The sequence below is a fragment of the Marinobacter sp. genome, from assembly GCF_044799475.1.
Taxonomy (GTDB): Bacteria; Pseudomonadota; Gammaproteobacteria; order Pseudomonadales; family Oleiphilaceae; genus Marinobacter.
The window spans coordinates 3,867,677-3,879,683 of sequence record NZ_CP085217.1; the positions used below are offsets into that span (position 1 = coordinate 3,867,677).

Below are 12,007 nucleotides of genomic sequence, written 5' to 3' on the forward strand. Positions count from 1 at the left end.
TGCTGGCGTCTGACATCTCCATCTTATCCTGATTACGCCCCATGATCAGGGATGGATGCAAACGAAAACCGCCTCACAAGGAGGCGGTTTTCAGAAGAAGCAGTGCAGAAGCCGCTCAGGGCACGTAAAACAGCATGGGCACAAACGCCACCAGCAGAAGTGTAGTCCCCATCACCACCAGCGGCAGAAGCAGCCGCTCATACCTGTGCCAGAAGGTACCTGTACGTTCTGCCGCCAGAACTTCGCTTTCACCCACCACCTGGCGGGTCAGCAGATGGTTGAGGGCTACCGGGGGGCTGAGATACCCCAGCTCAAAAGCCACCAGACACACAATCCAGAAGTGCAATGGATCAATGCCCAGGCCAATCGCCGCCTGGGCGATGGTGGCTGATACGAGTATCACTGCACCGAAGGGGTCCATCACCATACCGATGCACGTCAGCATGACCACCACCACCATCATCACCAGCCAGGGACTGCCCAGACTTTCCGGGAATATGGAATGCACAATATCAGAGCGTTCCAGAATGCCCCCGAGACAGATGGAAAAACCGATCAGGGCGAGCAGGGCTCCTATATGCACGGCCGAATCGCTGGCTGCAGAAGTGCTTCTCGTCCAGAAGGCCTGACTGCGGGTTTCCCCCGCCTCACGGCTGTCCCGCCCTGCATCAAGAAAAACCAGCGCCAGCATCACCAGCGGAAGAATCAGCGGAGCGCTGTATTCGTTGAACTTCAGGTCCAGCAGCAACCAGATGGTGAGGATTACGCCCCCGGCGGTGAGCACATAGGGCAACAGAGGGCGGAACTGTTTCAGTGCTTCCCGGAATGCGCCGGGCACCGGCCCTGGACGCCAGTTACCTTCCGTCTTGCATACTACAAGGGTGAACAGCACGGCAGACAGCAGGAACACCCAGAGCCCCCAGCCGTACAGTTCGCTAGTGGTCACTTCCTTGTTGAGTGCGGCAATCACCACGATCAGCAGGCAGGGATTCAGCACCACCCCCAGACTGCCTGACATGGCCGTGGTGGCAAGTGACAGCTGGCGACCCGCCCCGGCCTTGCGCAACTCGTCGTAAACCACACCACCCACCGCCAGAATGAAAATACCGGAAGCGCCGGTAAATGCCGTGGGAAACGCCGTGGCAAAAATCATTACCGAGGCGAGCAGAGGTGCGGGGAGTTTGAATGGCTTGATGATATTGAGCAGCAGCTCTGGAATCCGGGTCTGCTTCAGGGCCATGCCTACCAGCACGTAAAGGCCGATATTGATGAACATGGAGGACAGGTTGGTCATCATGCCGAAGTAGATGGCCAGGCCCGAACTGTATCCATCGATAAACAGGAAATAAGCCATGGCAATCAGCGCCATGGAACAGTGCAGAGGCACGACCAGAGGCGAGGAGGCATTGATGTTGCCTGGCCGCATGCGCTCTGGCACCGAGAAAAGCCGCATCAGATTGAGCACCATGAACAGACCGAACACCGCCGCCCAGGTATGCTGCAGGAAAATGGTGTCGGCCGTGTCCGGAGCCGAGGAAAGCCGCCCCACATAGGACAGAAGTGAAAATACCATCAGACCGTTGACCAACAGCTGGACGCCCTGACTCAGCCGCCATTCCCCCCGGTTGCGCGGCAGCCTAAGGGCGATGTGGTCGGCATCAAATGCCGAGATCGCCGCGGCCATGGCGAACATGCCGATGAAAAGGAACTTCATCAGGTCAATGTTGGTCAGCAGAAAATCTGCCATGCCCTGCTCGACTGTCTTGAATACGGCAAGCGCGGGGGTCGCGTGTTCCTGATTGTGCTGGTAGGCGAGGTATTTGAGCTCACAGTTCTCGAGATTTTTCTGCAGGGATTCCCGCAACTTGTCCGGATCCGGCGGTGAGCTGAAAAGGGCATCGGGATCGGGCTGGTACTCATCCATCCGGCGCTGAACTTCGGCACCTATGTCCCTGTTCAGGTTGCAGGTGGGCTCCTGAGCCTCCGGATCCAGCAGGTAGTAGTTTGGCCAGGCCTGCTCCCCAATCCACAGCAGGCGGGAATGCAGGGAGTTGCCCATGCCAAGCAGGAGGGTAAACATGAGCAGCAGCAGTAGCACTACCCCGTGCACACGATGCACAGGGTAAAGCGTGGTGGGCCTGACTGCGGTAAGCGAGCGCCAATTCATGATAGAGGTTCAGCCGTCAGGGTTATTCGCGGTTATTTGCCGTACATTCGGAAGCACCCGGGTTGCTGGAACAGCGAACCTTGCTGAGCAGACCCATCATGCGGGGGTCATAGACCTTGCTGGCGCCACCGGTTCCGTCACGGAGCTGGATGCGGTTTTCCCGGAACATCTCCTGATAGCCTTCGATATCGCCTCCAGCGATCCTGATCCACTTGGCTTCAGGGATGTTTTTTTCGTTGCGGGTAACCATATCCATGGCCTGGCCATACATACCCCATGCAACTTCGCGGGAGGCCTGGGCCACCTCATCGCTGAGCACACCATCCTTTGCAATAATCTGGATGGTGAGCTGGGCCAGGGGGTAGTCAACAATGCCGCCCTTGTCTCCCACGCCCTTGTATAGTTCAAGAGCTTCGTACGCGAATGCGGGGGCGTAGGCAGTGTCAACTGAGCCGTTATTGAACTTGCCGGCGAAGTTGGTGATATCAGACGGCACCACAGTGGCCTTGATGTGATTGACCATATGGATGGCGTCTTTCTGGTACTCCAGAGTCGCCATGCGTTTTCCGGCCAGTTCACCCGCCGTGTCAATGCTGCGATCATTTACAAACAGGTAACCTGCGCCCGCCGGCACAATACCCAGCACTTCATAATCACCCTCTTTCATCAGCTTCGCCGCCCTGGGCTGGGCCAGGGTGGCCAGTACGGTCTTGAGATCGTCGTAGGTGGGAACCGCGCCGACAGCGCCAATGCTGCCGGTGAATCGGTTAAACGGGCGGGTGCGCAGGTCCGTGGCCGCCAGAACCTCACACTGTCCGGAATTGAAATCGCCTACCGCTACGCCTTCATCCGTGTACGGACGCAGCTCGAAGTCGACACCCTGTGCCTTCATCTCAAGAGCATAGTCCTTGATCATGTTGTACATATCACCATTGGCACCGATGACATCAAAGACGCACATTTTTACCGGCTCCGCAGCAACTGCCGGGGCGGTCAGGGAGAAAATGAGAGCTGTAGCTGTCTTGCGCAACATGAGAGACCTCCTGGTCCTTTATTGTTTTATCCAATCGGTTTACAGCAAGCCGTCCAGATCCATCACTTCAACCGAACCGGCTTCATCCTGCTCAGTCAGTGAACCAAAACGGTTTGGCGGTGTGCGATGACCATAATTGGCCGTCCAGTATTTGTCTGACGAGAACTCGATGACATCGCCGGCGACTGTGTCCACAAGCCGGTAGTCGTCCCACACATCGATGGTGTCTTCCGCCTCGACGAAACGGGCAATGACGGTCTCACGAACATCCTTCCGGCCAAAGGTTTCGGCGGCGACCACCTGCAGCGCCATTGACGCCCGGATACCAGCATCAATGCCCAACTGGGCACTGTTATCAAAGACCACCCAGGGGTCAGGGGACTGGTCCGGGCGGGTATCGGGAATCAGCAGCCACACCATGGCCCGGAGTGCATTGGGTATGCCGCCCCACTTTTCGTTATCAACGCACTGGGCAGCGCGCTCGGCCTGGGGGGCGATATTTCTCGGAACCCCGGCAAGGGAACCGGAGTTTGCGTCATTGACTATGGCCTGCAGACCGGTCAGAAGGCCAAGAAGAAAAGTCAGTTCGTCACGCTCTTCAATGAACACCGGGCACTGGGCAGCCTCGTCCGCCGGGTCATAGTTGTAGGCAGCCATGGCACGCTGAAAAGCAACGTAGCGGCGTTTTGCTGTTTCTCCGTTGAACCGTTTGCTTCGCTCCCGGGCGTCCTTTGCGGCAGGAATATCTCCGGCATAATCCGCACGCAAATAATCCAGCTCTGCCTCCCAGGCCTCCAGTTCGCTGCAATTGGCTGCCAGTTCCATAAGCAGGGAACCGGTTTCATCGGGAGCGGCTGTCACCCTTGTAAATGAGTAGACCAGAGGGTCCAGCGCCTCACCCTGGGTGCAGGCCATGCGGGAATCCCACATCTGCATGGTGTAGGGCGTGGCATTGGCCTCTGAATAACTCGCAAGCACATCCCCCATGGGGGTGTAGATCGGATGGAAGGAGGAGCAACCCGTCATTGCCACCAGCAATGAGGGCGCCGCCAGGGGTCTGGCAAGAGTCCGCAGAAGGGCCATAGGGGTTGCGTGAATCATGATTCCGGGTGCCTGCGCTTTGTAAATTCAGGTAAGTTTTTGTATACCGCAAGTTAGCGCCTGCTTTTTAGCATGCCTGTTGACCTGGTTCCGTGAACCAGGCCACGGAGATGTCGTGTTTACTGAAAAACCGCAGAAATTTACTGGAAAGCAATAGAGCAAATTGCAGTGATTACTGCCTCACCGGCAATGAAGCAGAAGGAGACGGAAGGAGCGGAAAACGCCGGTCAGCTTTCGGCGGGGTTGAGCCCAAGCATGGCAACAACCTGGTCGGTGAGATCATTGAGGCTCATGCCACCCTGGGGGCGGTACCAGGTGACGGTCCAGCTGAGAGCACCGGTGAGCAGCCGCCGTGTAACAAATGGGTCGGCCGTAATCACCCTCTTTTCTGCCAGCGAGCCCAGGACATCAAGCCAGAGATTCTCGTAGATTTCCCGCAGTTCCAGCACTTCGGCCTGGGCCCCGGCGGAGAGGCTGCGCCATTCAAACACCAGCACGGCCATGGCCTCTCCGGTCTGACCGATGATGGATTCAAGCTCGGAATAGATGAGCGCCCGGAGCTTGTCGCGGTCACTTTCCGCCTCCTCCACGGCGGCCTCCATAATTGCCGTATTCAGCCGGATGGTTTCCACCATTACCGCCTTGAGAATGTCTTCCTTGGTACGAAAGTGATGAAACAGACTGCCGGACTGGATGCCCACGGCAGCGGCAAGATCTCTCACAGTAGTGCGCTCATAGCCCTTGTCACGAAACAGGCGCGCAGCCTCTCTGAGCAGTCTTCCCCTGGCTCCGGCGGGGTCAGAGACCAGATTCTCGGCAACCAGTGTCTGCAGGATTTTCTTTTGATTCACAGGTGTTCCAGTGTGTCGTGACAGGAGCATGCATTCTACCTCTAAATCCCCTGTTTACAAACCAAGCGCTTGCTTGGTATTGTCGGATCACCAAAGAGCACATACCTGCTCGCCGACTCCATATAGCCAACCCGCGAGGCATGATTCATGGCATCCAACGCCACGTCCGACAAGACCATCCGCATCGGCTGTTCCGCCGCCTTCTGGGGAGACACGGAAACCGCTGCCCGCCAGCTGGTCAGCAAGGGCAACCTGGATTACCTGGTATCGGACTATCTTGCTGAAATCACCATGTCGATCATGGCCGGCCAGAAGATGAAAGATCCTTCAGACGGCTACGCCCGGGATTTTGTCCAGACGGTGATGGGCCCGTTGCTGGGCGAGATCAAGGCAAAAGGCATACGGGTACTGAGTAACGCTGGCGGCGTTAATCCGGTCGCCTGCCGGGATGCGCTCGAGGCCCTGTGTAAAGAGGCGGGAGTGGACCTCAAAATTGCCCTGGTGGTGGGTGATGATCTGCTGCCCAGGAAAAAGGCCCTCGCCCAGGCTGGCATCACCGAAATGTCCAGCGGTGCGCCCATGCCCGGCATGATGGTCAGCCTGAACGCCTACCTGGGGGCCCCCGGACTGGTGGCAGCTCTGGAACAGGGAGCTGACATAGTCATTACCGGCCGGATCGCCGACAGCGCCCTGGTGCTGGCACCGCTGGTCCATGAATTCGGCTGGAGCTGGACCGATTACGACAGGCTCGCCCAGGGCAGCCTTGCCGGCCATCTGGTGGAGTGCGGCGCCCAGGCAACCGGCGGCAACTTTACCGACTGGGAAGAAGTTGCGGACGGCTACGCCGACATGGGTTTCCCCATAGTGGAAGTATCCGCAAATGGCGACTTCGTGATTACCAAGCCCGAAGACACCGGCGGCCAGGTTACCAGGGGTACGGTAGCGGAGCAGCTGGTCTATGAAATCGGAGATCCCCGGGCCTACCTTCTGCCAGATGTGACCTGTGACTTCACCCGGGTCACTCTGGAGGAAACCGGCAAAGACCAGGTAACCGTCACCGGAGCAAAAGGCCTGCCTCCCACCGGCACCTACAAGGCCTCCGGCACCTGGCCGGACGGTTTCAAGTGCACGGTCACCTTCCTGCTGGCCGGCATCCAGGCAAAAGCCAAGGCCGAGCGGGTTTCACGGGCCATTCTGCAGAAGACCTCAGCCCTGTTCGAGGAACGGGGTTTTGGCCCCTATTCTGAAACCAGCGTGGAACTGCTCGGCACGGAGACAACCTACGGACCCCACGGCAAAACCGGCGATTGCCGGGAAGTGGTGGTCAAGATCAGCACCGCCCACCCCAACAAGAAAGCGCTGGTACTGTTTTCCCGGGAGATCGCCCAGGCGGCCACTGGCATGGCGCCGGGGATTACCGGCATTGTGGGGGGGCGACCCACGGTATGGCCCAAGATCCGTCTCTATTCCTGCCTGGTTCCCAAGACAGAGGTCACTGTTCAGGTCGGCATTGGCGGCGACCGGGTTCCGGTAACCATTGATACCAAAACCGGCTTCGACCCGGCCTCTCTGGACGCTGAACAGCCCGAAGCTGCCAGCCCCGATACAGACACCAGCGTTCCCCTCATCGACCTGGCCTGGGCCAGGTCCGGAGACAAGGGCGACCACAGCAACATCGGCGTGATTGCCCGCCGGCCGGAATATCTGCCGTTTATCCAGGCTGCCGTCACCGACGCTGCCGTCGCGGACTGGATGGCCCACACCCTGAATCCGGAAAACGGCAAGGTCACCCGCTGGGCCCTCCCCGGAATTCAGGCCTTCAACTTCCTGCTGGAACACAGCCTGGGTGGTGGTGGGGTGGCAAGCCTCCGCATCGACCCCCAGGGCAAGGCCTTTGCCCAGCAACTACTCGAAATGCCCGTGCCCGTGGCCCGGGATGTTCTGAACAAAGGAAACAGATCATGAGCTACGAGTCCGTATTCCGCCCTGACCTTTTCAGGGGCCAGACCATCATAGTAACCGGTGGCGGCTCTGGCATCGGCCGCTGCACCGCCCACGAACTGGCCTCCCTGGGTGCCCGCGTGGCGCTGGTGGGACGGAAGGCCGAAAAAGTGGAGACAGTAAAGGCTGAGATCACCGAGGACGGGGGCATCGCTTCGGCCCACGTCTGCGATATCCGTGACGAAGAAGCGGTCAAAACCACCGTGAAGGAAATCATTGACCAGCACGGTGGGCTCAACGGTCTGGTGAACAACGCCGGCGGCCAGTTTCCCTCTCCCCTGGCATCCATCAACCAGAAAGGCTGGGAGACGGTTGTCCGGACAAACCTGACCGGCGGGTTCCTGATGGCCCGCGAGGCCTACACCCAGAAGCTGTCAAAAACCGGTGGTGCGATCGTCAACATCGTCGCCGACATGTGGGGCGGCATGCCCGGCATGGGCCACTCAGGGGCAGCCAGGGCCGGCATGGTCAATTTCACTCAGACAGCGGCGGTGGAATGGGGTACCTCCGGAGTGCGTGTCAACGCGGTGGCTCCGGGATGGATCGCCTCCAGCGGCATGGACAGCTACCCGGAGTCCATGAAGCAGTGGATTCGCAGCCTCGCTGACGCTGTGCCCATCAAGCGTCTGGGAACAGAAGCGGAAGTCAGCTCAGCCATCTGTTTCCTGCTAAGCCCGGCGGCAGCCTACATCAGTGGCGACACCCTGCGCATTGACGCCGGCTCCTCCCAGGGAGGAAGGGTCTGGCCCCTGCCGAAAGCGAAAAACAACGAGCCCTTCAATGGCTTCCACCGCAGCACAAAGCCAAACGTACTGAAAGATGAGTGAGGAAAGGCAACATGCAGACCATTGAATCCACGCTCAACAGCCAGTCCGAGGAATTCCGCGGCAATGTCGAGGTCATGCAGGCCCATATAGACACATTCCGGGAGGTCGAACAGAAAGTGCTGGACCTGGCCGAAGCGGCCCGGGAAAAGTTCACCAAAAAAGGCAAGCTGTTGCCGCGGGAGCGCATCAACCGGCTTCTTGACCGGAGCACCTCCTTCCTCGAGCTCTGCTCTCTTGCCGGCTACAAGATGCATGACGACAAGGACGGCAGCCTCGCTGGCGGCGGCATCATTGCCGGCATTGGCATGATCAGCGGAATCCGCTGCCTGGTGGTCGCCAGCAACAGCGCCATCAAGGGCGGCACCATCACACCAGCCGGACTGGACAAGACCTTGCGACTGCAGCAGATCGCGATGGAGAACAAGCTCCCGGTGGTATCCCTCTCGGAAAGTGGTGGCGCCAACCTGAACTACGCCACCGACATCTTCGTGCTGGGTGCCCGGGGCTTCGCCAACCAGGCGCGCATGTCCGCCGCTGGCATCCCACAGGTCACGGTGGTCCACGGCAATGCCACGGCTGGTGGGGCCTATCAGCCAGGGCTTTCCGATTACGTGGTGGTGGTGAAGGAACAGGCCAAAATGTTCCTCGCCGGGCCTCCACTTCTGAAGGCGGCTACTGGCGAAGTCGCCACCGACGAGGAACTTGGCGGCGCACAGATGCATGCAGACGTCGCTGGCACAGCGGAATATCTGGCCGCCGACGATGCCGACGGCATCCGCCATGCCCGCAACATCATGGAAGCCCTGCCCTGGAACGAGCACCTGCCCCCGGCCCGTAAAATGGAATGGGAGGAACCCCTTTATCCCGCGGAGGAGCTGCTGGGTGTGATCCCTTCGGATCCGAAAAAGCCCTACGATGTCCGGGAAGTACTGGCCCGGATCGCCGATGGTTCCGGGTTCATGGATTTCAAATCCGGTTACGACGACCAGACCGTTTGCGGCACCATCCGCATTGAGGGCCACTCGGTCGGCATCATTGGCAACAATGGCCCGATCACCACTGCGGGTGCCACCAAGGCAGCCCAGTTCATCCAGTTATGCGATCAGGCGGGAACGCCGCTTCTTTTTCTCCACAATACCACCGGCTTCATGGTGGGAACCCACTCTGAGCAGAACGGCATCATCAAGCACGGCTCGAAGATGCTGCAGGCGGTGGCCAACGCCCGGGTGCCAAAGATTGCGGTGGTGATCGGCGGCTCCTATGGCGCGGGCAACTATGCCATGTGCGGGCGAGGGCTGGATCCCCGGTTCATTTTCGCCTGGCCCAACAGCCGTACGGCGGTGATGGGCCCGGCCCAGGCGGGCAAGGTGATGAGGATCGTGGCCGAGGACAAACAGCGGCGCAGCGGCATCGAGCCGGATACCAAAACTCTGGATTTTCTGGAGCAGGCGACGGCGAAGAAGCTGGAAGACGGCTCCACCGCCCTGTTCGGCACGGCCAGGCTTTGGGATGACGGGCTGATCGATCCCCGGGATACACGGAGGGTGCTGGCGATGGTGCTTTCAGTCTGTCGGGAGGCGGAGGCTCGTCCTCTTCGGCCTAATACTTTCGGTGTGGCCCGCCTGTAAGACTGATTGCCGGGAGTGGCGGCGGAGTGGGAGTCCTTTTCCGGGACACGCCCGCAAGTACGTCCATGTAGGGCTCGGGCGGGGCCATCCCTGGCCCCTCACGGTCCCGGAAAAGGACTCCCACTCCACCTCATCGGACCACGAGTTATCTCAAGGTAAAGAAAGATTAAAGAGTTCAGCAGGACTCAACCGGATTTTCAGACATTGGCAGGGATGGGGACCTTCTTTCAGAAACCGTGTGTGGCCAGGGATGGCCACACCCGAGCCCTACAGGGATGTATTTACGGGCGTGTTTCTGAAAGAAGGTCCCCATCCCTGCCGCCAAACTCAGCATAAACGCACCGAGACATCAGGCGCGCTGACCAGAAAACAACGGAGAGAACAAAAATGATCTTCACCGAAGAACACGAAGCCATCCGAAAAACCGTTCGCGATTTCGTCCAGAAAGAAATCAACCCCAACGCCAATGAATGGGAAAAGGCTGGCACCTTCCCCATCAGGGAGGTTTTCAAAAAACTCGGAGACCTGGGCATACTCGGCATCCAGAAGCCGGAAGCCTACGGCGGCATGGGTCTGGACTACAGCTACAACCTGGTGGCGGCGGAAGAGCTGGGTACCGCCCAGTGCGGCGGCGTGCCCCTGGCCATCGGCGTGCAGACCGATATGTGCACCCCTGCCCTGGCACGCTTCGGCTCTGATGAGCAGAAAAAGGAATTCCTCGCTCCCGCCATCGCCGGCGACATGGTGGGCTGCATCGGGGTCAGCGAAGTGGGTGCAGGCTCCGACGTTGCAGGCATGAAAACCACCGCCCGCAAGGACGGTGACGATTATATTATCAACGGCTCCAAGATGTGGATCACCAACTCGCCACAGGCCGACTTCATCTGCCTGTTGGCCAACACCTCCGATGACAAGCCCCACAAGAACAAGTCCCTGATCATCGTGCCCATGAAAACCCCCGGCATTTCTGTATCGCCGCACCTGGACAAACTCGGCATGCGGTCCTCGGAGACCGCCCAGGTATTCCTCGACGACGTCCGCGTGCCCCAGCGTAACCGGATCGGCGCCGAAGGCACTGGCTTCATGATGCAAATGGTGCAGTTCCAGGAAGAGCGCATCTGGGGCGCCGCCAATGTGATCAAGGCGCTGGAAACCTGCATCGACCAGACCATTGAATACTGCCGCAGCCGGGAGACCTTCGGCGTGCCCCTGATCGACAACCAGGTTATCCACTTCCGGCTTGCAGAGCTGCAGACCGAGGTCGAAGCCCTTCGCGCCCTCACCTACCAGGCCTGCGAGCTCCACATCCAGGGCAAGGATGTCACCAAGCTCGCCTCCATGGCCAAGCTCAAGGCCGGACGCCTGGGCCGGGAAGTGACCGACAGCTGCCTGCAGTACTGGGGCGGCATGGGGTACATGTGGGAAAACCCGCTGGCGCGGGCCTATCGGGACGTGCGGCTGGTATCCATTGGCGGCGGTGCCGATGAAATCATGCTTGGCATCATCTGCAAGCTCTCCGGCACCCTGCCCGGCAAACGCAAGCAATAATCCGGAGGCGAACATGAGTAACTTTCCCCAGTGCGAGACCCTGGAACTGGTCCAGAAGGACCAGGTCCTGCACGTAACCCTGAACCGTCCCGAGGCCCGCAACGCCATGAGCCTGACCATGGTGGCGGAACTGGAAACCGTGTTCAGCCTCATTGAAAACGATGGAGGGGTTCGCGCGGTGGTCCTGCGCGGCGCCGGTGGCCACTTCTGTGCCGGGGGCGATATCCGGGACATGGCGGGCGCGCGGGGTCAGTCTCCAAAAGAAGGCGGGGAAGATCCCTTCTACCGGCTCAACCGGGCCTTCGGCCGGATGATCGAACAGGTAAACAACTCCTCAAAAGTGGTGATTGCCATTCTGGAAGGCGCCGTGATGGGCGGCGGGTTTGGCCTGGCCTGTGTGTCGGATGTAGCCATAGCGGCCGCCTCCGCCCGCTTCGGCCTGCCGGAAACCAGCCTCGGTGTGATCCCTGCCCAGATTGCTCCCTTTGTGGTGGAGCGGATCGGCCTGACCCAGGCCAGACGACTGGCATTGCTTGGTATGAGGTTTGACGGTGCTGAAGCCAGCCGACTTGGGGTGGTCCACCAGTTCTGCGAAACCGGTGACCAGGTCGACGAAGTCCTTGCTTCAGCCATTGAGCAGGTCCGCAAGTGCGCGCCCCATGCCACATCGGTTACCAAGGCCCTGCTTCACCGGGTCGGCCATGAGCCCATGAGCCGGCTGCTGGACGATGCCGCCAGCCAGTTCGCTGAAGCCATCCGCAGCGACGAAGGCGCCGAAGGCACCATGGCCTTCATGCAGAAACGGCCGCCCCGCTGGGCTGAAACCGACTCATCCGACAAGTCCTGAGGAA

9 protein-coding genes are annotated in these 12,007 nt (G+C 59.6%); 5 read left to right on the forward strand and 4 right to left on the reverse strand.

All coding sequences use genetic code 11. The features are described from left to right. Positions 1–115: 115 nt before the first annotated feature. From LG327_RS17720 to LG327_RS17735, 4 genes are all read right to left on the reverse strand, one after another. Complete coding sequence (locus LG327_RS17720) at positions 116–2,167, reverse strand: TRAP transporter large permease subunit (protein WP_404363970.1); 2,052 nt, start codon at positions 2,165–2,167, stop codon at positions 116–118. A 22-nt stretch (positions 2,168–2,189) separates the two neighbouring features. After that, a complete protein-coding gene (locus LG327_RS17725; protein WP_404363971.1) occupies positions 2,190–3,200 on the reverse strand; it encodes a putative solute-binding protein in 1,011 nt (336 codons plus the stop codon). A gap of 39 nt (positions 3,201–3,239) precedes the next feature. Beyond that, entirely contained in the window at positions 3,240–4,301 is a 1,062-nt protein-coding gene (locus LG327_RS17730) for a hypothetical protein (RefSeq protein ID WP_404363973.1), read from the reverse strand. Positions 4,302–4,528: 227 nt separating this feature from the next. Next, positions 4,529–5,152: a TetR/AcrR family transcriptional regulator gene (locus LG327_RS17735; RefSeq protein WP_404363975.1), complete on the reverse strand. Its 624-nt coding sequence runs from the start codon at positions 5,150–5,152 to the stop codon at positions 4,529–4,531. Positions 5,153–5,299: 147 nt separating this feature from the next. On the opposite strand from LG327_RS17735, the gene LG327_RS17740 reads away from it, so the two are divergent. The 5 genes from LG327_RS17740 (at position 5,300) to LG327_RS17760 (ending at position 12,003) form a co-directional block, all read left to right on the forward strand. Next, positions 5,300–7,117 (forward strand): acyclic terpene utilization AtuA family protein, encoded by a 1,818-nt coding sequence (locus LG327_RS17740; protein ID WP_404363977.1) that lies wholly within the window; start codon positions 5,300–5,302, stop codon positions 7,115–7,117. Next, positions 7,114–7,980 (forward strand): SDR family oxidoreductase, encoded by an 867-nt coding sequence (locus tag LG327_RS17745; RefSeq protein WP_404363979.1) that lies wholly within the window; start codon positions 7,114–7,116, stop codon positions 7,978–7,980. Before LG327_RS17740 ends, LG327_RS17745 begins: the two co-directional genes overlap by 4 nt. Positions 7,981–7,991: 11 nt before the next feature. After that, positions 7,992–9,608: an acyl-CoA carboxylase subunit beta gene (locus LG327_RS17750; protein ID WP_404363981.1), complete on the forward strand. Its 1,617-nt coding sequence runs from the start codon at positions 7,992–7,994 to the stop codon at positions 9,606–9,608. A 387-nt stretch (positions 9,609–9,995) separates the two neighbouring features. After that, positions 9,996–11,156: a citronellyl-CoA dehydrogenase gene (gene atuD, locus LG327_RS17755; protein WP_404363983.1), complete on the forward strand. Its 1,161-nt coding sequence runs from the start codon at positions 9,996–9,998 to the stop codon at positions 11,154–11,156. Between the two features lie 13 nt (positions 11,157–11,169). Next, on the forward strand, positions 11,170–12,003 hold the full coding sequence (locus LG327_RS17760; protein ID WP_404363985.1) for an enoyl-CoA hydratase/isomerase family protein: 834 nt from the start codon (positions 11,170–11,172) through the stop codon (positions 12,001–12,003). The last annotated feature ends 4 nt before the right edge of the window (positions 12,004–12,007 follow it).

Coding starts and splice junctions, on each gene's coding strand:
- LG327_RS17720 (WP_404363970.1), bottom strand. CDS start 2,167: ATGAATTGGCGCTCGCTTACCGCAGTCAGGCCCACCACGCTTTACCCT.
- LG327_RS17725 (WP_404363971.1), bottom strand. CDS start 3,200: ATGTTGCGCAAGACAGCTACAGCTCTCATTTTCTCCCTGACCGCCCCG.
- LG327_RS17730 (WP_404363973.1), bottom strand. CDS start 4,301: ATGATTCACGCAACCCCTATGGCCCTTCTGCGGACTCTTGCCAGACCC.
- LG327_RS17740 (WP_404363977.1), top strand. CDS start 5,300: ATGGCATCCAACGCCACGTCCGACAAGACCATCCGCATCGGCTGTTCC.
- LG327_RS17745 (WP_404363979.1), top strand. CDS start 7,114: ATGAGCTACGAGTCCGTATTCCGCCCTGACCTTTTCAGGGGCCAGACC.
- LG327_RS17750 (WP_404363981.1), top strand. CDS start 7,992: ATGCAGACCATTGAATCCACGCTCAACAGCCAGTCCGAGGAATTCCGC.
- atuD (WP_404363983.1), top strand. CDS start 9,996: ATGATCTTCACCGAAGAACACGAAGCCATCCGAAAAACCGTTCGCGAT.
- LG327_RS17760 (WP_404363985.1), top strand. CDS start 11,170: ATGAGTAACTTTCCCCAGTGCGAGACCCTGGAACTGGTCCAGAAGGAC.